Annotated in this window: 24 protein-coding genes and 1 tRNA gene; 2 read left to right on the plus strand and 23 right to left on the minus strand. The window is 49.3% G+C overall.

Annotated features, from left to right (window positions below; all coding sequences use genetic code 11):
• Positions 1 to 3: 3 nt before the first annotated feature.
• Positions 4 to 1,395: a glycoside hydrolase family 30 protein gene (locus ACMXD4_RS11760; RefSeq protein WP_415878156.1), complete on the minus strand. Its 1,392-nt coding sequence runs from the start codon at positions 1,393 to 1,395 to the stop codon at positions 4 to 6.
• A gap of 238 nt (positions 1,396 to 1,633) precedes the next feature.
• On the opposite strand from ACMXD4_RS11760, the gene ACMXD4_RS11765 reads away from it, so the two are divergent.
• On the plus strand, positions 1,634 to 1,873 hold the full coding sequence (locus tag ACMXD4_RS11765) for a hypothetical protein (RefSeq protein WP_033156179.1): 240 nt from the start codon (positions 1,634 to 1,636) through the stop codon (positions 1,871 to 1,873).
• Between the two features lie 94 nt (positions 1,874 to 1,967).
• Here the strand turns inward: ACMXD4_RS11765 and ACMXD4_RS11770 are convergent, their stop codons facing one another.
• On the minus strand, positions 1,968 to 2,252 hold the full coding sequence (locus ACMXD4_RS11770) for a hypothetical protein (protein ID WP_133120677.1): 285 nt from the start codon (positions 2,250 to 2,252) through the stop codon (positions 1,968 to 1,970).
• A 230-nt stretch (positions 2,253 to 2,482) separates the two neighbouring features.
• Between ACMXD4_RS11770 and ACMXD4_RS11775 the strand changes: the two genes are divergently transcribed.
• Positions 2,483 to 2,803, plus strand: coding sequence for a hypothetical protein (locus tag ACMXD4_RS11775; RefSeq protein WP_415878157.1), 321 nt, complete (start codon positions 2,483 to 2,485; stop codon positions 2,801 to 2,803).
• A gap of 193 nt (positions 2,804 to 2,996) precedes the next feature.
• Here the strand turns inward: ACMXD4_RS11775 and ACMXD4_RS11780 are convergent, their stop codons facing one another.
• From ACMXD4_RS11780 to ACMXD4_RS11880, 21 genes are all read right to left on the minus strand, one after another.
• Complete coding sequence (locus tag ACMXD4_RS11780) at positions 2,997 to 4,130, minus strand: methyltransferase (RefSeq protein WP_415878158.1); 1,134 nt, start codon at positions 4,128 to 4,130, stop codon at positions 2,997 to 2,999.
• A gap of 1 nt (position 4,131) precedes the next feature.
• Complete coding sequence (locus tag ACMXD4_RS11785) at positions 4,132 to 4,755, minus strand: TetR/AcrR family transcriptional regulator (protein WP_415878159.1); 624 nt, start codon at positions 4,753 to 4,755, stop codon at positions 4,132 to 4,134.
• Between the two features lie 119 nt (positions 4,756 to 4,874).
• Positions 4,875 to 5,492, minus strand: coding sequence for a hypothetical protein (locus tag ACMXD4_RS11790; RefSeq protein ID WP_415878160.1), 618 nt, complete (start codon positions 5,490 to 5,492; stop codon positions 4,875 to 4,877).
• 236 nt (positions 5,493 to 5,728) lie between these two features.
• The gene (locus ACMXD4_RS11795; RefSeq protein ID WP_415878161.1) at positions 5,729 to 6,070 is read right to left on the minus strand and encodes a very short patch repair endonuclease; all 342 of its coding nucleotides are present in this window, start codon (positions 6,068 to 6,070) and stop codon (positions 5,729 to 5,731) included.
• A gap of 36 nt (positions 6,071 to 6,106) precedes the next feature.
• Positions 6,107 to 7,285, minus strand: a complete 1,179-nt coding sequence (locus tag ACMXD4_RS11800; protein ID WP_415878162.1) for a PP_RS20740 family protein — start codon at positions 7,283 to 7,285, stop codon at positions 6,107 to 6,109.
• Positions 7,285 to 9,246, minus strand: a complete 1,962-nt coding sequence (locus ACMXD4_RS11805; RefSeq protein WP_415878163.1) for an ATP-binding protein — start codon at positions 9,244 to 9,246, stop codon at positions 7,285 to 7,287. The genes ACMXD4_RS11800 and ACMXD4_RS11805 overlap by 1 nt, the downstream gene beginning before the upstream one ends.
• Positions 9,236 to 10,315 (minus strand): DNA cytosine methyltransferase, encoded by a 1,080-nt coding sequence (locus ACMXD4_RS11810; RefSeq protein WP_415878164.1) that lies wholly within the window; start codon positions 10,313 to 10,315, stop codon positions 9,236 to 9,238. Before ACMXD4_RS11810 ends, ACMXD4_RS11805 begins: the two co-directional genes overlap by 11 nt.
• Positions 10,316 to 10,567: 252 nt before the next feature.
• Positions 10,568 to 10,870 carry an XRE family transcriptional regulator gene (locus ACMXD4_RS11815; RefSeq protein ID WP_415878165.1) on the minus strand — a complete coding sequence of 101 codons (303 nt, stop codon included), beginning with the start codon at positions 10,868 to 10,870 and terminating at the stop codon, positions 10,568 to 10,570.
• Positions 10,867 to 11,211, minus strand: a complete 345-nt coding sequence (locus ACMXD4_RS11820) for a type II toxin-antitoxin system RelE/ParE family toxin (RefSeq protein ID WP_415878166.1) — start codon at positions 11,209 to 11,211, stop codon at positions 10,867 to 10,869. Before ACMXD4_RS11820 ends, ACMXD4_RS11815 begins: the two co-directional genes overlap by 4 nt.
• A 332-nt stretch (positions 11,212 to 11,543) precedes the next feature.
• A complete protein-coding gene (locus ACMXD4_RS11825) occupies positions 11,544 to 12,413 on the minus strand; it encodes an AraC family transcriptional regulator (protein ID WP_415878167.1) in 870 nt (289 codons plus the stop codon).
• A 66-nt stretch (positions 12,414 to 12,479) separates the two neighbouring features.
• The gene (locus ACMXD4_RS11830; protein ID WP_171695324.1) at positions 12,480 to 13,520 is read right to left on the minus strand and encodes an alpha/beta fold hydrolase; all 1,041 of its coding nucleotides are present in this window, start codon (positions 13,518 to 13,520) and stop codon (positions 12,480 to 12,482) included.
• Positions 13,521 to 13,560: 40 nt separating this feature from the next.
• A complete protein-coding gene (locus ACMXD4_RS11835) occupies positions 13,561 to 13,731 on the minus strand; it encodes a flavodoxin domain-containing protein (RefSeq protein WP_171695323.1) in 171 nt (56 codons plus the stop codon).
• Entirely contained in the window at positions 13,683 to 14,039 is a 357-nt protein-coding gene (locus ACMXD4_RS11840; protein ID WP_415880857.1) for a flavodoxin domain-containing protein, read from the minus strand. Before ACMXD4_RS11840 ends, ACMXD4_RS11835 begins: the two co-directional genes overlap by 49 nt.
• Before the next feature lie 138 nt (positions 14,040 to 14,177).
• Positions 14,178 to 14,254, minus strand: a tRNA-Met gene (locus ACMXD4_RS11845).
• 119 nt (positions 14,255 to 14,373) lie between these two features.
• Complete coding sequence (locus ACMXD4_RS11850; protein ID WP_171695321.1) at positions 14,374 to 15,204, minus strand: heme-binding protein; 831 nt, start codon at positions 15,202 to 15,204, stop codon at positions 14,374 to 14,376.
• Between the two features lie 176 nt (positions 15,205 to 15,380).
• Entirely contained in the window at positions 15,381 to 15,893 is a 513-nt protein-coding gene (locus ACMXD4_RS11855; RefSeq protein WP_415878168.1) for a phosphatidylglycerophosphatase A, read from the minus strand.
• Positions 15,877 to 16,809: a thiamine-phosphate kinase gene (thiL, locus tag ACMXD4_RS11860; protein ID WP_415878169.1), complete on the minus strand. Its 933-nt coding sequence runs from the start codon at positions 16,807 to 16,809 to the stop codon at positions 15,877 to 15,879. The genes ACMXD4_RS11855 and thiL overlap by 17 nt, the downstream gene beginning before the upstream one ends.
• A complete protein-coding gene (gene nusB / locus ACMXD4_RS11865; protein ID WP_415878170.1) occupies positions 16,809 to 17,252 on the minus strand; it encodes a transcription antitermination factor NusB in 444 nt (147 codons plus the stop codon). Before nusB ends, thiL begins: the two co-directional genes overlap by 1 nt.
• The gene (gene ribE / locus ACMXD4_RS11870) at positions 17,252 to 17,728 is read right to left on the minus strand and encodes a 6,7-dimethyl-8-ribityllumazine synthase (protein WP_033158641.1); all 477 of its coding nucleotides are present in this window, start codon (positions 17,726 to 17,728) and stop codon (positions 17,252 to 17,254) included. The genes nusB and ribE overlap by 1 nt, the downstream gene beginning before the upstream one ends.
• 62 nt (positions 17,729 to 17,790) lie before the next feature.
• Entirely contained in the window at positions 17,791 to 18,903 is a 1,113-nt protein-coding gene (ribBA, locus tag ACMXD4_RS11875; RefSeq protein WP_415878171.1) for a bifunctional 3,4-dihydroxy-2-butanone-4-phosphate synthase/GTP cyclohydrolase II, read from the minus strand.
• Positions 18,900 to 19,556: a riboflavin synthase gene (locus ACMXD4_RS11880; RefSeq protein WP_415878172.1), complete on the minus strand. Its 657-nt coding sequence runs from the start codon at positions 19,554 to 19,556 to the stop codon at positions 18,900 to 18,902. The genes ribBA and ACMXD4_RS11880 overlap by 4 nt, the downstream gene beginning before the upstream one ends.
• Between the last annotated feature and the right edge of the window lie 3 nt (positions 19,557 to 19,559).

Consider the following 19,559-nt stretch of genomic DNA (forward strand, 5'->3'; position numbering starts at 1 on the left):
CCGCTAGGCTGCCCACACATAGGTAGCCACTGCTTTGCCCGGTATCTCAACAAGCGCGTTTTTGCCTTGATACTGGATAGCAAACGCTTGCGGATCGGCGGAGTCGTTTAACACGATCAATACGATCAAACCCGCGGGCGTGCGGAAGGCTACGTTAGGCAAATAGTCGTTTTGCGCGCCGGAATCAATCCGCACGGATCCGGGCCTGACAAATTTGGCCGCGTGGGCAATCACGTAGTAGGCAACATTGCGTGTGACCTGATCGCCGTCTATCGTCAACGCGCCCACGCAGCGGGCCTCGCCACCCGGCGTGTGCGGGCCGCAAAATGGGTCGGAGGCCAAATTCCATTCCAACACCGCCCTGCTCCAGTGCCGCAACGAACCGATCAACACGTGGCGGGCGTGCCACATTAAATCGCCACCAAACTCGCCGTCCGAACCCACCCATTGTTCTGTGAAATACAGTTTCATGTCCGGGTAAGCTTGATGCACTTCCGATAATACCGAAATATCACCGCCATACAGATGCCAAGCGGAGCCGCTGAGATACTGGCGAGCCTCGGCGTCGGCGAACACCGTCAACGGGTATTCTTTGACATCACAATTGTGATCCCAGCAAAATACTTCCACGTCGGTTAATCCCGCTTCGCGCAAGGCCGGTCCCAAATGATGCTTGATAAATTCGGCCTGTTCCGGCGCTTCCATCACCATGCTGGGCTCGTTTTTTTGATTGAGCGGCTCGTTCTGCGGCGTGATACCATGAATCACGATGCCGCGTTCGCGCATCGCTTGCAGATATTTCACCAAATACGCCGCGTAGACGGCATAGCATTCGGGCTTAAGTTTGCCGCCGATAAACGCTTGGTTAGTCTTCATCCAACGCGGTGCCGACCACGCGGTGGCGATAATTCGAATCGCTGGGTTGAGTGTCAGAATATCTTGGAGTAGCGGAATAACCTCGATATCGCCGGCATTCAAATCAAAATGCGCAAGTTCCAAATCGCTCTGGCCGTCGGGCATGTCGTCATAGCTAAAGCACCGCTCGCTTAAATCGGAAGCGCCGATACTAAGGCGCAAACAACTGACGCCGATCCCGTCACCATCGGGCAAAAACAGCTCCTGCAACAAAACTTGCCGTTCGACCTTGGGCAGTGCCGCTATCAGCATGGCGCTGCCGCCGGTCAAGGAGAAGCCAAAAGCTTCCACGGTTTGATAAACATCGCCGGTATCGACCGTTATTACCGGCACATCGCCGAGAGGGTTGTTAAAACCAAAACCACTGGTCTGTGGTTGTAACAAGGCTTGCTGGTCGGCAGTCGTCAGCCAAATCTGTATGGGCGCGCTTCCCTCGCTTTCGGAAGATAGTGATTGAAAAGCGTTGGTATGCTCAGACATGACAGCCCTCATGGTTAGTGCGGAAGCGGTTCCGCCGGATTTAATACAAACAGCATGGCGCTATATTATCGACTTTGCTCAGGCTAGCCAGTTAATTTTCCCGCCTGTTTAATGCCATCGTGAAAACTGCACAATCCACACATTGTGCTCAGGGTCTCAGGCTTTTTGTTGGGCAATGTCATAAAACCGTCAAAATCACTTATACTGCGATTTCCGTTTTAACGTATGGAGATCGGATATGAAAAAATTGGTTTCAATTCGCGCGCTAACCACTCGGCTAAATCGTAAGCTGGCCAAGGAGTCGAAGAAGTTATTGAAATACAAGCCGAGGTTGCAGAACAACGATACGATTGTCGAATACGCCGTTGTGGATCTAAAGACGAACTCCATCATTAATTTTCATATGGCGAGCGAATTGCAAGAATTTGCCAGAGGACTAGGCTGCTTAGCCAGCCTGGAAGAAGTTTCTTTCGAATAGCAGCCGTTTAGCGTTGCAGTTCCATAAAGCCGGGTACGCCCGGCTTTTTTGTGCACCTAAATCGCGGCTTATCTATATTCAGCGCGTCGGCTTTTTAGGTTTTTCCGTTTAACTGGTTACTCAAAGCGCGTTCCGAAATATCGTTGTACAAATTGGCTAATTCAGCGATCAACTTTTGATATTCAGGGTGGTGCTTCAATAGCGGCATCATAGTGCTGGCCTCTGAAAGCATTTGTTCAAAATGCATGATTTCAATCTCGTTTAGCGTATCGCCCTCTTCCACTCTTTTTTTAACGGCCAACGCGCGCGGAATGGACTGTTCTTCCAATTGCTCCACAAAGGCAGTGATAATGCCGATTTCATCATCTGACGAATACATTTGTATTTCCTGTTTGTTGCGACGAAAAGCCATCGCTGCTGAATTATCGCCTTGTCTCCCGGAAGTCTCTAACCTTCTGCCTGTCTCGGAGCATAGCGTTTCCTTTGGTTTTTAGAAGCTCCCTTCCCTGAGTTTTCGGTATTTTGCGGAAAAAATCAGATGTAAATTTTGACTTTGAACATGGTAAAGCCGAATATTGAAACTACTCTTTAGCATTTTTGGATAAAAAGATGACGTTTCTTAAAAAAATATCTGCCCTAGCTCTTTTAGCTCTAACAACGAATACCGCCTGGTCCGAACCTGTTCACTTTTGCAAAGTGCAAAGAGTTTATGAAGACGATGTCAGCGTACAGCCAAAGATTGTCCATGAGGACTGCTCCGGCGTCGCCTTTCTTTGGTATGCCAAATTTTACGTCGAAGCATCCTGCTGGCCCGGCGCTATCGAATTATTGAAGGGTAAATGCGAACAAACTGAAGTCGATTCCAAAGACTATGCTCCCGAGCCAACGGCAATCGAAACCCAAGAAGAAAATCAGGAAAAAGGCCTTTAGGCAACAAGCCCTATCAAGCAGAAACGCTTGACCTGCGGTTCAGGTTTTCCTTCCCTGCGTCGATTGCCTTCAGACTTGCCGGTAAGGTCCACGGTAACCATCCGCCGGACATGCTGTTGGCCGTCCGGCCGTGAAATGACCAAGCCTGCCGAAATTCATCCGTAGGCGAACTCGCGCCATTCGAATTCCGGAATCAGGCCTTGCCGGTGCTGTGAACCGCCCGCAGCACCAATATTTTCCCGAACGTTCGCAAGCTCACCACCTCTTGAAGTACCAATCCACTGGCATCGAACAGTCGCCGCCATTCGGCCAGCGTTCGCTCCCGGCCGCGGGTGTTGACGAACATTTGCATGTCGAATGAGGCTGCAGCGATGTCGGTCGGACTATCCGGCATCACCATCTCCATCACGGCGATGGCAGCGCGGCTATCTGCACTAGCTTGCGCGACATTGCGCAGCACGGTGACGCAGGTGTCGTCATCGAAGCCATGCAGCACCGCGCTCAGCAGGTAAATATCCTTGTCGCTATGCGCCTTGGGCACGGCTTGCAGTAGGTCGCAGACTTCGAAGCGCATGCGTTGCAGCAGCGCGCCCTCGCCTTTTTCCTTCCAGAACTGCGCCGTGCCTTGGATAACCTGTTCGCGGTCGGCCACCAACGCCGTGAGCTGCGGATGAAGTTTGAGGATGGCAAGCGATTTTGTGCCCTTGGAACCGCCGACGTCGATGATGCGCTCGAAGCGCGACCAATCGAAATCGGTAACAAAGCTGTCCCCGGCCAAGGCTTCTACGCTATCCATGGCCTGCGCAAACAGCTGGTCGAATTCCGGGTTAGCATCCAGATAATCGTAAAACGCCTGCCCGTGAGCCGATTCGAACGGCACGCCGCCGCTACGAATGCCCTGCTCCAATTGCTCGAACCATGGTCGGCTCATTTCCGGCGAGTTGTGCATCAGCACCATCGCCCGCACGCTTTGGGGATGATCCGGGCACAAACAAGACGAAAGCTTGTTATTTTGGAAGCGACGCGGCGAGACTTCCTCGAACACGCCTATCGCCGCCAGCATGCGCAGCAAGCGGTAGAGCGCATCAGCGTCGGCGGCGACGTGTTCGGCCAGGGTTTCGATACTCAATTCAGCGTCGGCCAGCGTGCCAGCGATGTCCAACCGCGCGGCGACATACAGCGCCCACGATTGCCAAAAGACCGAACCGATCTGCATCAGGCGGAAAGGCGGCGGCACAATTTTGTTGGGCAAATTTTGCAGCCAGACGCCGAATTTGGCGAGTCTGGCGAAACGGCGCACAACACCGGCATTCTTTTGGAATGTCATGTCACGCTCCCGCTTGCGCTTGCGCTTGCGCCGCAGCCATGCCAGCCGCCAACAGCTTACCGTTGAATGCAGCGAGTTCGTCGAGGAAGGCCTCGTCCATCTGCTCACCCATCTGTTCCTCGAAAATATCCTTCAGCAGCATCGGCATCATCGCAAGACTGACGAAAGCCATCCGCGCCACGTCGGGGTTGATCGTTATATCGATCTGCCCGCTTGCCTTCAGCTGTTCCAGCCGCCGCGCACCGCCGCTACGGCCGCGTTCCAGCAACTGCAGGATGAAACGCCGGCCCGGCCCATGGTTGAGGGCTAGCACCTTGAGGATAAGCTTGGGGAATTCGGGATGCTTGCGCATGGTGCCGTAATAGAGGCGCAGATAGTCGGCGAAACCACCGGCCTCGGACAGCGTATCGCTGTCAAGCATGTCCAAGAGAGGCTTTAGCGTCTCGCGGATCATTTCTTCGTAGAGGCCTTCCTTGTTTCCGAAGTAGTAGCGGATCATCGAGACATTAACGCCCGCCTGGTCGGCGATGGCGCGGGTGGTGACCTTGTGGTATTCGTCGGCGAGGAAACACTCCAGCGCCGCCTTGAGCAGGCGCGCGTAAACCGGGTCGTTAATATTGTTCATCGTAAAAAACTCCTGCAAGCCATGATGGTGGCAGGTTAGCACCGGCGGCATGACCGCCCTAGCAGTTTTGCCAATCAAGATGCGGGGTTTGATTGAACTGCGACGGCTTCCTTTCGCGATCAGCGTAGCAAGCGAACCCCAAGCAACATACAGCCCACGGCAAAAGTGAAAATCCCAACGATAGACACGTAAACCGAAATCATAGGCCCCAGCGCATACACCACGGCGCCGACGAAGATCAATGCAGCCGCCGGCTTGGGATAGAATGCCGAACGGTAGATAGCCAGGCAAAACAGCACGATGCCGATCAATATCGTCGCGGAAGCCGAGATTCTAAACAACAACACCGCCGGATCGTTTTTGATGACGGCGTCCCGTAACAGAAAGGCGGTTTCCGGATAGTGGGCGATGATGGGGTAAAGAAACAGTTCCCAAGTTACTTTGCAAGCCTGCAGTAAATAAGCCGCCTCGACAAATGAAAACCCCACGGCGCCCTGCACGCCAGCCGTGTCACGCATCCTGGCATAAACGGCATAAAACCCGACCAGCAAGGCTAACACGCCGGTAAAGGCAACCAACGCTAAAGGCACCCAGCCGGGACTACGCACCACCTCGGCATAGTCGAAGCTTCCCGTCCCTAACGGCAACAAGATCGGGAACAAGACGGCATAGGCAGCAGTAGCGATCCCACGATAATGGAGATGCCGCCGAGTTTTTAGAATATGTGCATGTTTCATCTGCCTGTTTTGATTGATTGTCGGCCAGAGATTCAGGTTAGACCTCGGCAATGAAGCTTCGGATATAGCCGTAGGCAGAGCGAAAGCCAAACCCAGCAAAAATGCCATCAATGCTGGGTTTCATTGCATTCAACCCGGACTACGGTCCTAATGTTTGCGCGGTTAAGACTCCAAAAAATCTCTTATCGTTTTTGAAATTTTTGCAATATCACTGACTTCGCATTCCCATAACACGATTACTCGCCAACCAAGCCCGATAAGTTCTGCATAATGCAACGTATCACGTGCCTTGTTACGTTCAAGTTTTGGTAATCCTGGTTTGATTTTGGTGTGTGAGCAAGTTTACAAGTTGGATCAGAATGCTGATGCCAAAAACAGCCATGAACGAATATCACGGCTTTCCGGATAGGAAAAACTAAATCTGGTTTTCCGGGCAAGTCCTTACGGTGAAGGCGGTAGCGGTATCCCATTCCATGAATCAAGCGGCGAACAATCATTTCCGGATTGGTATTTTTGCTGTGTATCCGCCGCATATTTTCGCTACGGCTGATTTTTTCTTTAGTCTTGCGTTTACCCATAAGGGTTAAATGCCGGAATACGGAATTGTTTACTTTTTATTGGGCAGGGCAGCCCGCGTTTACCCAACTTTGAAATGCTCCTGTATCGTAACGCGCCAAACTCAGTAAATCGGCCATTGCAGTTATCATCTCCCCGTGAAGTTGATCGTTCGTTGAGAGAATATTATCTGCGTCTTTCCGATTTGCAACTTTAGCCACAAAATTAGGTGACAATTCACATTCTGTAGGTCTGTTTCCCTGATGATTTGCTAATCCAAACGGGTCGGCGACGGCAGTAGAGCAGGGTTCGAATTTTATTGCTAAAGAGATAAGGTCTTCGTGGTTTGCATCCTGTGAGACGCGGTAGCCAAAAACACTTATTAGCTTTACCTTTGTAGGCGGGGTTTGATTTATTGAACAGCTCAATAACCATTTGCATATTCCTGTTAAGAATATGTTGGTTAAACCCGGTTCTGTTTGAATCGCATTAAGAAGGTCATCATTATTCTGAATTGAAAAATGTTCAAATGATTTTTCCCTAAAAGCGGTGCAGTTTATTAAATTTTCACGGTATTTATCCAATAATCTGTCAAGAACATCTCGGTGGATATCATTATTGCCAACACGTGTTGTTAAAAACAATAGCCATGGATTTTTGTTTCTAGCTTGAATTGAGAGCAGTTGTGACATAGCATCATAATGAGTCCCGTCTAAGTGGCCAGGAGGATGTTTTGCAAATCCGTCGCATAAATCTAAATTCACTACATCATAAGGCCCTAGTTTAGCCGTTTCTTTGAAGGCTTTAGAGTTAGGATTTCCAACAAGCCTGAAATCATCTCGTATTACGTCAGAAAGTGGATCAATCTGTTCTAATCTTTTTACTTCATCACGGCAAAGATTAAATTCGGTCTGCGCTTCGTCATTTGGGGCTGCTGCTGTATTAAATCCTAGAAAACGCAACTTCAAATTTTGTCGTTCGCAAATAGTATTATGGAAATAACGTAAATCCAGTAAATCGAGCCCTGGTAAACCTAGATATTTGATAACACCATCAATAGGAGGGGCAGCTTCTACTAACTTAACTATTTCGCTACGCCACTGACGGTCCCTAACAAATTGTTTTCTAGGCCTATGCCAAGGTAAAAACTCCTTTTTTTGGCGTTGCGGGGCTTCGTATTGATATTCGCCAACGATATCGTCAGCTAATCCTTCTTCTACCGGTATATTGTTTTCCATCAATCTTCGGTCGCGCTGATAATTTGATAAATTGCATTAAGTAGCTGTTCTTGCTTTTCCTTTGTAATTGCATCGAGGATGCCAAATGAGGCAAGGACCTGAGCTATTGCCTTTATTTTCTCTTCAAGTATTTCTTGGTTTGGTTTAGACGGTTTATTTATTCCGTTAGGGAAAACAGCATTTCTAGAAAATAGATATGTATCGTAATGATCGGCTTGCTGTTCATCTGTTTTGGCAAGTACAACTGAAGGTGGGTATGAGGCTAAATCGCCGGTTTCCCTTACCCAAACTTCCTTTGCGACTTTTTGAATTTCGTTAAGCACCGAACCTCTTGCTTCTTCTCTTTCTTGAGAACGTACTCCACTCGCTAATTTTTTCTGAGCGGTCGCAAGTTGCGTCAGAGCCCTATGTAGCCATTTAGTAATAAAAACAGAATGGGGGTGGGCATAGTTAAAAGATTCACGGTCGATATTCAATGCACTATCAAGCCCTTCATGTACAAAAATTTCACAGGTAATTTGGCTTAACCGGGTTTGTTCAGAAACCTGGTATCTCATAAAGGTAGAATCGAAAAGGGTACCGCTAGCTCCATGAATACGGATTAATGATCCTCTATGTTCGGTTGGGGCTATCTTAGGGTTCCAAAATAAATAAGCTTCAAAGGATAGCGGGCCACCACTAAGTTCCTTAGGGGCTTTAGAAAACTCTTCCCGGCATTTGCCAATAAATACAAGTGGTTTTTTAAGGGCATGGTTTGTTGTTGGTAACGATCTAAATTTAATTGGCCTAAATAATTTTAAATCGTCAAAGAATACCTCAAACGGGTCGGATGAGTCGTTTGAATTGGTTAATTCTAAAGACTCCCGAATTGTTTCGCCGTTATTTAGTGAAACTTTTACAGCCGTGCCTTTAGGGAGGTTAGACAGTTCAAATACTTCTGAAGAATCAGTTAGATCAATATCGAACAAACTCCCGTCTATATAAGGCAATGGTGATGCTAAAGCAAGTTGCCATACCATTTGCAGATAATAATCAAATATTCTTTCAAGTCTAGGATTTGGGTTTCCTTGTTTTGATTCATTCCAGACAGCGTCTACCAGTTTAGAAAAAGCTTGGTCGGGTGAGTCATTCTTGTCCCATGGAACAGAATCTAGCTGATTGTTAAACGGCTTAAGAAGCTGACCTGAAGATGAATCGACTCTACCAATATGATAACGGGGCGGTTCAATTTTCGCCGTTTCCTCCAAATTTTTTTCACTTTCTTCAATTGCGGACCATATTTCACGGCTGCGAAGTGTATCCCGTGCTTGAGGACGTATTCCTGTTAAATAGATAGACGTGCCGTGCGACTCAATATCAGAAGCTTTCTCACGCCAAACATTAACTTTCCCTGATTCAAATTCACTATCTTTTTCGGATTGATCGCCATTTTCTGCATATTGCCTTAATACTACGGTTGCAACAGTGCGGTAATTCTCCCCTTTTACTTTAGTGATAATTTGGAAAGTGCGGGTGAGTTGAGAAACCGAAAATAGCCCAATTCCGATTTTACCGATGAGACGGCGGCCCCCCGGGCTGCGTAACGCGTCATGAGGATCGGTTATACCTAAGTCCCTGCCAACCACATGCCTTTTAGCACTGCCTCCAATATGATGTAACATGCGTACCAATGCAGCAAGGCTCATTCCGTGTCCGTTATCTTCTATAGATATCCTGTCAAATCTTGGTGCATCTGTTTTAATCACGACCCGTGTGGCATCCGCATCGTAAGCATTGGATATCAATTCGCGTAATGCAGATCCAGGCTGCCGGTAAATTCCATCAGTAACGCGCGCAAGCACGCGTTCGTCAGTTTTCAGGACTGTGGCAACAACTTTGTCATCACTATCGTCAGAGCTAAGGTGTTGAAGTAGCTCATCCTCATTTTTAGCTGTTATTGGCGTAATGGCACTAGAACTCATGTCTTTCCTTGAGTAAGGACTGTTTTACTGCTGCGGCGACACTGCGAGCTACTGGTGGCGGCACAGCGTTAGAAACCTGCTCCACTTGTTCAGATAAATTTCCTTCAAGTACAAAGTTTTTTGGGAATCCTTGCAGAATTAGCGCCTCATAGATGCTTATTCTACGTGTGGCGCTTGGGTGAACGTGGATTTCCCTATTGCCAAAAGCAATTGTTGGACTTGGGCGGTCCCATTTTAGTACTTTGAAACTTCTACGGCTAGTCGACCATTTCTCCATTGGAGTGGAAAAGCGGTATGACTTCGGTTTCATAGTCCAATGATTAGGATGCACCGGAATTTCGGTAGATTTAATATCTTTGGAATAAAAAACAGGTGGTTCAAGCCCGCCAATGGCTTCTTTAACTGTGAAAATACCTGTGTTTTTACGCGGTACAACATCTAAATAACCTTTCCCTTTGCTCATAGCGGCTAGAATGATACGTTTCCTTGTCTGAGGAACACCAAAATCGGTGGCACAAAGTTCATGTTCATTCAAATCGAAACCTAGTAAATCTATGTCATGGATAAGCGAAGAATAGGTTTGAGCATGCTTTTTATCTCTAATTCCTAAAACATTCTCGAATACAATAAATTCTATCTCAAAAACTTCTTGAAGTTTCTTGATGATCTCAATATAAAGTTTAGGCAGTGTATTTCTTGGGTCATCTGCCGTAGATTGATTATTTGCCCGGGAAAACCCCTGACATGGAGGTCCGCCAATGACGCCAAGCTTTGTTTTAGGCGGTATATTATTTAATAATGCATCTAAAACACCTTGTGGCCCTAAGTCAATGAGATTAGCGCATACCGAATTACTATTAGGAAAATTCCGTTTGTGTGATTTTATTGCGGCATGCGAAATATCAATCGCTAGAGAAATTCCGAAGCCTTCGAGCTTAAATCCCAAGTCAAGTCCGCCGGCACCGCTAAACAAACTTAATATTGCGGGTAAACTTGATTGAGCGTAACTTTTAGTTGAGTGTTTCTCAACAGAAAAAAAAGAAGTATTTGTTTTTATTGCTGTCTGCATGGTTTTTTTGTTTTCATATATACATTCCATTAGACTTTTATTTTTATATGGATTTATTTGTCTCAATATTAAAAATGCCTAGGGCAGTAGGATGATGAACAGCGTGCGGCGCATCGTTCGCGATTTGTGCGGTTCGTAAACTCAACACACCCTAAGTCTGATTTTGGCTGGAATTTGCCATAGGCACTTTCGTTTCGTCTGACGAATTTTGGCCGGTTTTGGGCCTGCAACTATGGCCTTATCCAGCCAAGTTCACACAGATTCCAATTCTATTTTTACCTTTTTACCGAGCGCAGCGGCGGCACTCACCAAGGTGGTCAAGGTTAAACTGGTGTCTTCTTCGTCCAGCAAGCGATTAAGCGAAGCCCTGCTGGTGTGCATTTTTTTGGCCATTGCCGTTTTACTGAGTTTTAGCGCCGACATGCCTTCCGATATTTGCCAAGCGATGACCCTCTTGGCCGCTACCGCTGTCACTTCGTCAAGGATGGCTTCGTCGCTCAGGAAGTCGTCGAAGCTGCTACCGATATGAGGGTTTTCTTCTTGGTTAGTGTTCATCGCTTACCTCGTAATGCTTTCAATCTTTGTTTTGCCAAATCGATTTCCGCCTTCGGTGTTTTCTGACTTTTCTTGATAAAGCCATGCAGCAAAATCATCGTCTGCTTGTCGATGACAAACAGAACGCGAGCTATCCGGTTGTCCAGCTTAATTCTGACTTCCCAAATGTCGCCTTCGAGATGATCGACTAACGGCATACAGAGAGGCCAACCGAATTGCACCGTTTTAATATCTTCGCCTATCGTTTTTCTGTCTTGAGCGGATAATCCTTTCAACCATTCTCTAACGGGCTCACTGCCGGCATCCGTTGCAAAAAATCTAACAGAAAGGATTGGATTCATCGAGGTAGCGTATCAAAATTGGTACTTAACAACAAGCTTGACTCTCCGAAACATTCGATAGCCGTTATCGCGGTTGACCGTATGCCGGCGACTGTTCGGCATTTAAAAACTCCATGACGATAGGACTTTATCACCCTACCGATCCGCCGGATGATTGATACCGTCACCGGTTCGCACTTCGCCCAAGGCCGTAAGGCGCAATCTTAGGGCGTTAATAGGTGTAGCCGTATTGCGCCGCATGTTGGTCATTAACGTTTCGGCGCACTACTCTAAAGCTAATGCGCCCTGCGCGGCTGAGTTTTACCATGGATCAACTATTCGACCGCTTTCGTTTACACCAAAGGCAGATATACATCCGTAATCTGTTCGTGTTCGGGCGTTTCAGGCACCCGTTTGATGTAATGAAAAAACAGCGGAAATTCCCGCAATTCCTCACCACTCTCCGGCAGCCACTCCCGGTAGAGGTAATAAACACTGTCGCTGATACGGTCGGTTGAACCGATACGGCGCACCACGGCGCAACGTCCTCCCGGAATCAATTTGTTAATCACCCCTTGCGAGTTTTCCGGCACGGGTTGCTTGACCTCGCCGCATACATCGAACCGGAATGATTCAGCGGGCGTGTCAGCCGGGTCGTCATACGCGATACCAAACGTCCGACTGCTGGCGATCGGCGACAAGCCGCTCTGTTTGCGCCAGTCTATAAAGCTTCTGACCGACTCCATTACCAGGCTGGGCGGGCCACGGTGCTCCAAGACGGCTATTGTGGTTTCTGAAAAATCGACGATGGTAACGTTCATCTGGAAACTCCTTATTCGTTTGGGTAATAGCATGCGCTCATTCCAAGGCTGCCATGCTGGATGCTTTCGAAATTGAGTAGGCGTTTGTCCGAAACATTTTTTGAACGCACGGGAAAACGATTCCGCATTGCCGAAACCGGCGTCCAAGCCAATATCGGTAATGCTGCGCTGCTCCTGAAACACTAGTTGGTAAGAAGCCTTACGCAAACGCAATAACTGGATGTAGCGCGTCGTGCTCAGCCCGGTGTAAGCGGAGAATTGCCGTTGAAAGTGAAAGCGGGAAAAATTGGCCTGTTTGCTCAGTTCATTGACCGACACCGGCTCGAACAGATGCTTGTCGATGTAATCGAAAATCCTATCGAAGCGCATCGCATAGGCCGCGCTGGCCGTTTTATCGTCCACTTTCATACCTCCTCAATCGAGCGCTACTGTAACAAGCGCAGAATCATCTCGCCTGACTCAACGTGCTCAATTGACCAGAGGCATATCTAAAACAAATTCACGCACTGCGGCGACGAATTCATCGGCCTGATCGTGCATGATGAAATGGCCGCTATGACTGACGGTAATATGCCGCGAATGGCCGGACAAATGGGCCAGATCGTCTTGCTCGGCCATTTTAATCTTGGCGAGCACCTTTTCCGTTTCAACATCTTTGCCCGCTCTCTTCGCTTCGCGCTCGACTATAGCCAAATCCACCAGATTGCCGGCGGTTAGCACTAATAACGGGAGATTGCCTAAGCTGCGTGGTGGCGGTGTCGTCGGATCAAGTCCTTGGCGCATGACGGCGATTTCATTGACTACCGCATCAGCGGTATCGGTGCGATTTTGTATCGCGGTTTTCGCGGCCAGGATTTCAGCCGGTAGCGGAGATGGCCTGCGGTCGGCATCGGCGATGCCCAGCAGCCTGACGATACCGAGCCGCGACAACGGTTCTGCAATTACGATTTGCAGGGCTTGTTTCCGATAATCCCAAGCGGCATAAGGATAATCGTGCATGGGGCCTTGTTCGTGCGTCGAATCGACTAGAACAATACCCTGTGTCTGTTCGGGAAACCGCTGATAGAAAGCACGCACGTAGATTCCGCCCCGCGAATGGCCAACCAGTACAAACGGCGGGGCAATGCCGGCGTTGTGCAATACGGCCTGCAGGTTTTCAGCCACTTCTTCCGGCTGGATAGCAGCGGCTATGGGATCGCTCCAGCCCAAGCCTGGGCGGTCGTAGGCGCAAACGCGCATGGTCTGGGCAAGCTTGGCGTGAACCGGATACCAGCTCAACACGTTTTCGCCTAGGCCCGCTTCGAGAACCAGCGTTGGCGAACCGGAGCCCAGGCAATAGAGATGGAGATTCACGCCTTTCGCTGAAATCATGCGTCCTGGCGGCGGGAATGCGGCCTGGTCGGCTGTGGTTCTTTTGGCTTGATAAAATGTGCCCGTTAGCGCGGCGAGACTGCCGATGGTCAAACTTAAGAGCAAGTAACGCATACGCCGCGATAAAACGAATGTCATGTCAGCCAACGAAAGAATGGATTGCGAACAATGAAACTACCTACATAAAACAGATACGCTGTGCGAATGCATTCACACTCTTCCAATCGTTAAACTCAATCACGAGATTGGGATTAGTGGGGCCGCTAGTTATCCACATGATGCAACGGATGATATGTCTATTTAAGAAACGACAACTTGGATAGTCAATTTTTCCGGCAAAGACCGCCAACTCAAAAGGCCACCAAGCGGATTTTTCAGAAACTTCCTGATGTAAGGCTTGGTTTCAGGTCGATTTTTATCAGGCATTCGCGCCGTCAGATTGACCGAAAAAAACGCACTGGGTTTGTTGATCAGGATCGCTAAATTTCGGCGCACCCATTCGTATTGTGTTTTTTGCCGATGCAACAAATTCGGCCGAATGACCTGTGCCGGTGATTCGTTGACACTGCCTGCATTGGCATAAAAAGACAGACGCGGCTTGGATTTCACTGCGTATTGAACCGCTCCGCACATGCAGCCGCCTTTAAATTCGCTCATGCAATCTATCGATGTTAGGCGTGGGGAAAAGCTAATGGCGCTGATTTGTATTCCATAAATTCGCTTACTATCTGCTTACCAGAAACTTACAGGCAACAAAAAAGGCCTAGGTCGTTAAACCTAAGCCTTTGATTTGTCTGGTAGCGGGGGCAGGATTTGAACCTACGACCTTCGGGTTATGAGCCCGACGAGCTACCAAGCTGCTCCACCCCGCGATTGATTTGACTTATTATACAGACCTTAAATTATTTAGCAAGCAATAAACATGCTATTTGTTAAATAATGTCACCAGATAAGTTCCTTATCTGCTTGCCGTTGCTTTTAAAGCGGATGATTAAGGTTGGCCGGCAGGCAAATCCGCTGTATTCAGATCGGTATTTAAACAGGTGGGATGGCCGAAACCTCCTGCGCTAATTCCGGTACCACCGTTCGGATTGGCGGCAATGTCGTAAATGATATTATCAGGACGCTGTGGATCGCCACTCACTCCCCCGACGCCGACAATGTGGTCAAGCCCTAGATTATGTCTGACTCTCCAAGCGATATTATGATCGGCACAAGAGGTGTCGCCGCTTAAACCGACGCCACCGACCAGCGTTTTTCCCACTGAATACAAGCCTAGGCCACCACCGAATACATTAATGCCACCAATTTTTGACCCAACCATAGGATCTTGAGGAGTACCGTTTAAACCTGGATTTCCGCCATAAGCAACGCCGGTTTCAACGGGATTGCTCTCTTGAAGTCCGAATAAACTACCACCAGGCTGTACCGCTGAATATAAATTCGCTGTCGATAACGCCAAACCATTGGGCTTGCCGGAACCAGCAGAATCTGAGGAAGAATCAAGACTGAGCGAATTGGCTGTGTTGGCTTTTTGCGCTGAGATAACGCGACTGGCCGGCCATTGTGCCCCCCGATGGGTGCCGGAAAACGCTACGGCACAAACCACGCCGTCACGGTTGACTAAAGTGGCCCACATATGCAAATTAAGCCCGCTTTCCTCCGCACTCACTGCATCGTCAAGTGCTGCTTTCAATGTGGCGTGATTAGGCAAGCCCCTACAGGCTTGCCCCACTCCTTTATTGTTATCTTTATCGGCGATTGCCGCACCAGCGCTGGTCAGCATCACAAGTGAAGCAGCGAATAACCATCTTGTATTCATAAAAAGTCCTCCTAAGTGTTTGTATAGTTATTAGGTCTGAAGCTTAATATTTGCGGCATTCGCTGCACGCAACTAATCCCCCAAACCGGCATGGATTTTAGTCGCATGAATTATCATGGGTCAAATGAGAACAATGCCCCAAAACCACTGGCTTGTTGAACGAAAACAACGCTCACTCAGTTCGCCGGAAAATCAAACCAGAAGTGCATAATCAAGCCGGCAAAAACCCCTGCCACCACGTCGTCCAGCATAATGCCGAAACCACCGTGGACATGCTTATCAAGCCATTTAATCGGCCAGGGCTTGACAATGTCGAACAAGCGGAACAGCAGAAAACCGGCCAATAGACTCTGCCAGGAATAGGTTACGCCGGTCATCGTAATCAAAAATCCGGCGACTTCATCCCAAACAATACCGCCGAAGTCATGGACTTCCAATTTTTTAGCGGCTTGACCACAAATCCAGATGCCGATGCAAACGCTGATCAGCGTCACCGACAGATAAATCCACTCATTGGTTTGCAGTAAAGCAAGGTATAGCGGAATGGCGGCGAGCGTGCCCATCGTACCGGGCATTTTCTTAGCCAAACCGGAGCCGAAACCAAACGCCAAAAACAAGGTGGGATCTTTGACGATTTGTAACGCAGTCAAACGTGCGTTGCCGTAATACTCTCTAAGAAAAATGCTCAAAACCCTTCACCTCGAATGCCTCCACGCGCCCAGCCTTACGCATCCGCAAACCCGGCTCGGCTTCGATAATCCCCACGCAAGTAGCCGCCGGTAATGCATGAGAACAATCTGCCGGCACCGTAAAACACAATTCGTAATCGTCTCCGGCAATCAAGGGCATACGCCAATCGCCGCTGTGATTGATGAACTCTGCCACTGAGGCGGATAGCGGCAAGTTGTCCCATTGCAAACACGCGCCGACGCCGCTTTGTTGCAAAATGTGTCCCAAATCGGCAGCTAATCCGTCAGAAATATCGATACAGGCATTAGCGATACCGCGCAGCGCCAAACCTTCCGAGACTCGCGGTTGTGGCTGATTAAAGCAACGCAAAGCCAACTCCGGATCTGCGCAGACATAACCCTGTTTAATTTTTAACCCCAAGCCGGCATTACCAAGCTGACCGGTAACGTATACCAAATCGCCAACCTGGGCACCGGAACGCAATAGCGCCCTACCCTGCGGCACCGCGCCCATCGCCTGCACCGTCAAAGTCAACGGTCCGGACGTGGTGTCGCCGCCAATCAGATCGACATTGTGCTGACGAGCCAGATTGATAAAACCTCGCGAGAACGCTTCCAGCCAGCTTTCATCGACTTTAGGCAAAGTCAAAGCCAAGGTGACCGCGAAAGGCTCGGCACCCATGGCCGCCAAATCACTAAGATTCACCGCCAGTAATTTATGCCCCAGCAATTCAGGATCGGCATCTGCAAAGAAATGCACATTCTCGACCATCGTATCGGCGGTGACCGCCAATTGATGGCCGGCCGGCAGGTTCAGTAACGCGCAGTCATCGCCTATGCCCAATTGATTGAACGGATGCCTAGGAGCATGCACCGCAAAATAGCGGCGGATCAGATCGAATTCGGCGACCGCCATTAGTTATGGTTTTTCGCCTGCTTGGCGGCAATCTCGACGGCACGCTGTTTCTGTGCGACTTTATCTAGAATGCCGTTGACATATTTATGACTGCCGTCGGCGCCGAAATCCTTAGCCAGATTGACGCCTTCGTTGATGATGACTTTATACGGCGTTTCCAAGCGGTTCATCAGTTCGTAAGCGCCGATGCGCAGAATCGCCCGCTCCACCGGATCGATTTTTTCCACCGGCCTATCGACAAATTCGGCCAGGGCCGCGTCGATCACAGCCAATTGTTTCGGTACACCATGAAACAATTCGCTGAAATAGGTTTTTTGCGCGCCTTTCAGATGCTCTTCTTCCAGAAAATAGGTTTCGATACGGATCAGGCTCTCGCCGGACATTTGCCATTGATACAGCGCCTGTACCGCGCACTTTCTGGCATTGGTTTTTGCTTGACTCATTAACGACCCAGGTTGTTGAACAGACTGACCATTTCGATCGCCGACAAGGCAGCTTCCGCTCCCTTGTTTCCCGCTTTAGTGCCGGCACGTTCGATAGCCTGTTCGATGCTGTCCACGGTTAATACCCCAAATGCCACCGGCACATCGTATTGCAAGGCCACTTGAGCGATACCTTTCACGCATTCGCCGGCTACATATTCAAAATGCGGTGTACCGCCGCGAATGACTGCACCCAAAGCGATAATCGCATCGTATTTTTTGGTAGCCGCAATACGTTGCACCACCATCGGCAATTCGAAAGCACCCGGCGCCTTGACCAGAGTGATGTCGTTTTTATCCGCGCCATGGCGCACCAAGGCATCGATCGCACCACCTTCCAATTGTTCGACGATAAAGCTGTTGAAACGTGAAGAAACGAGGCAAAACTTGCCGCCTTGCGCGGAAAAGTTGCCTTCCAGAGTAGTGACTGCTGCCATGTGTTTACCTGTTGTTGAATGATTAAAATGCTGTAAAACGTGTCGAATGAATCGACCCTGCCTTAATGCGTTGAATCGATATGTTCGACGACTTCCAAATCGAAGCCGGACAAACCGATGTATTTTTTCTGAGCCCCCATCACCTTCAGGCGCCGCACGCCCAAATCCGACAAGATGCGTGAGCCGGCTCCCGTGGTGCGCCAATCCGAATCTGCACTTAAATCCTGACTGTTTTTGACGCCATGATCCTGCATTTGATAGGCGTGTATCAGTTCCACCAAATCCTTGTTGTTTTCTTTTTGGCGAATGATCACCAAAACCCCGCGCCTGGCTTCGGCGATATTTTTCAAGGCTTCCCGCACCGGCAAACTGCAATCGCTGCGTTTGGAAAACAATAAATCGTCGATCAGGTTGCGAGCATGAACCCGCACCAGCACCGGTTCGTCGCCAGCCACATCGCCCATCACTAAGGCTAGGTGCACATTGTCGTCGTTACAATCCTGGTAGGCATACAATCTGAAATCGCCGAATTCGGTGGGATAAACGCATTCGCTGATCCGCTCCAGGGTGTTTTCGTGTTTGATACGGTAGTGAATCAAATCGGCAATCGTGCCGATTTTCAGATTGTGCTGTTCGGCGAAGACTTCCAAATCCGGCCGCCGTGCCATCGAACCGTCGTCGTTCAGAATTTCCACAATCACTGCCGCCGGTTCCACGCCCGCCAATCTGGCCAGATCGCACCCGGCTTCCGTGTGACCGGCCCGATTCAGTACGCCGCCGGCTTGTGCCATCAACGGGAAAATATGCCCCGGTTGCACCAGATCACTCGGCTGGGCGTTTTTTGCTACCGCCGCCTGCACGGTCAACGCGCGGTCGGCGGCGGAAATACCGGTGGTCACGCCTGTAGCGGCTTCAATCGACACGGTGAAATTGGTGGTATATGGCGTATTGTTGTCGCTGACCATCAAAGGTAAACGCAACTGTTGACAGCGTTCGCGGGTCAAGGTCAGACAAATCAGGCCGCGGCCGTATTTAGCCATAAAATTAATATCTTCGGGCCGGGCAAAGGCCGCCGCCATCAACAAATCCCCTTCGTTTTCCCGATCTTCGTCGTCCATGATGATGACCATCTTGCCTTGACGAAGGTCGGCTATGATTTCTTCTATGCTATTCATTTAATAAAGCCTGCGTTTTGTAATAAGGCCTCGGTGACGCCGCCTTGACTGTAAGCAGCGGCCTCCCCTTGCATCAGACGTTCCAAGTAGCGGGCCAGCAAATCGACTTCCAGATTTACCTCGCTGCCGGCTTCGGTTTGACCCAAGGTGGTTTCTTGTAAGGTATGCGGCACGATATTCACGGAAAAATAAGCGCCATCGACTGTGTTGACAGTCAGGCTGATGCCGTTAATGCAAATCGAGCCTTTTTCGGCGATGTATTTGGCCAGCGTGTCCGGCGCCTTAAATTTAAAACGGATCGAGCGGCCGTCCGCCTGTTTCTCGACCACTTTACCAATACCATCGACATGACCACTGACAATATGCCCGCCCAAGCGACTGGAAGGTGTCATCGCCAACTCCAGATTCACCGGCGTACCGGTACTTGCGGTCTTTAAAGTGGTACGCGACAAGGTCTCATTGGAGACGTCGGCGCAAAAATAATGTTCGCCCAACTCCACGGCGGTCAGGCAAACACCATTTACCGCGATACTGTCGCCCAAGGCGCATTCGCGCAGCGACAGCTTGCCGGTATCGATAATCAACCGGCAATCGCCGCCTTTAGGCTGGATGGCCTTGATTTTGCCGATGGCTAAAATAATCCCGGTAAACATGGT

This window comes from Methylomonas sp. TEB (assembly GCF_047777895.1).
Lineage (GTDB): Bacteria > Pseudomonadota > Gammaproteobacteria > Methylococcales > Methylomonadaceae > Methylomonas.

Bases quoted from the DNA above. Each gene is read 5' to 3' on its own strand.
- ACMXD4_RS11760 (WP_415878156.1), bottom strand. From the start codon at position 1,395: ATGTCTGAGCATACCAACGCTTTTCAATCACTATCTTCCGAAAGCGAG.
- ACMXD4_RS11765 (WP_033156179.1), top strand. From the start codon at position 1,634: ATGAAAAAATTGGTTTCAATTCGCGCGCTAACCACTCGGCTAAATCGT.
- ACMXD4_RS11770 (WP_133120677.1), bottom strand. From the start codon at position 2,252: ATGTATTCGTCAGATGATGAAATCGGCATTATCACTGCCTTTGTGGAG.
- ACMXD4_RS11775 (WP_415878157.1), top strand. From the start codon at position 2,483: ATGACGTTTCTTAAAAAAATATCTGCCCTAGCTCTTTTAGCTCTAACA.
- ACMXD4_RS11780 (WP_415878158.1), bottom strand. From the start codon at position 4,130: ATGACATTCCAAAAGAATGCCGGTGTTGTGCGCCGTTTCGCCAGACTC.
- ACMXD4_RS11785 (WP_415878159.1), bottom strand. From the start codon at position 4,755: ATGAACAATATTAACGACCCGGTTTACGCGCGCCTGCTCAAGGCGGCG.
- ACMXD4_RS11790 (WP_415878160.1), bottom strand. From the start codon at position 5,492: ATGAAACATGCACATATTCTAAAAACTCGGCGGCATCTCCATTATCGT.
- ACMXD4_RS11795 (WP_415878161.1), bottom strand. From the start codon at position 6,070: ATGGGTAAACGCAAGACTAAAGAAAAAATCAGCCGTAGCGAAAATATG.
- ACMXD4_RS11800 (WP_415878162.1), bottom strand. From the start codon at position 7,285: ATGGAAAACAATATACCGGTAGAAGAAGGATTAGCTGACGATATCGTT.
- ACMXD4_RS11805 (WP_415878163.1), bottom strand. From the start codon at position 9,246: ATGAGTTCTAGTGCCATTACGCCAATAACAGCTAAAAATGAGGATGAG.
- ACMXD4_RS11810 (WP_415878164.1), bottom strand. From the start codon at position 10,315: ATGCAGACAGCAATAAAAACAAATACTTCTTTTTTTTCTGTTGAGAAA.
- ACMXD4_RS11815 (WP_415878165.1), bottom strand. From the start codon at position 10,870: ATGAACACTAACCAAGAAGAAAACCCTCATATCGGTAGCAGCTTCGAC.
- ACMXD4_RS11820 (WP_415878166.1), bottom strand. From the start codon at position 11,211: ATGAATCCAATCCTTTCTGTTAGATTTTTTGCAACGGATGCCGGCAGT.
- ACMXD4_RS11830 (WP_171695324.1), bottom strand. From the start codon at position 13,520: ATGACATTCGTTTTATCGCGGCGTATGCGTTACTTGCTCTTAAGTTTG.
- ACMXD4_RS11840 (WP_415880857.1), bottom strand. From the start codon at position 14,039: ATGAGCGAATTTAAAGGCGGCTGCATGTGCGGAGCGGTTCAATACGCA.
- ACMXD4_RS11850 (WP_171695321.1), bottom strand. From the start codon at position 15,204: ATGAATACAAGATGGTTATTCGCTGCTTCACTTGTGATGCTGACCAGC.
- thiL (WP_415878169.1), bottom strand. From the start codon at position 16,809: ATGGCGGTCGCCGAATTCGATCTGATCCGCCGCTATTTTGCGGTGCAT.
- nusB (WP_415878170.1), bottom strand. From the start codon at position 17,252: ATGAGTCAAGCAAAAACCAATGCCAGAAAGTGCGCGGTACAGGCGCTG.
- ribE (WP_033158641.1), bottom strand. From the start codon at position 17,728: ATGGCAGCAGTCACTACTCTGGAAGGCAACTTTTCCGCGCAAGGCGGC.
- ribBA (WP_415878171.1), bottom strand. From the start codon at position 18,903: ATGAATAGCATAGAAGAAATCATAGCCGACCTTCGTCAAGGCAAGATG.
- ACMXD4_RS11880 (WP_415878172.1), bottom strand. From the start codon at position 19,556: ATGTTTACCGGGATTATTTTAGCCATCGGCAAAATCAAGGCCATCCAG.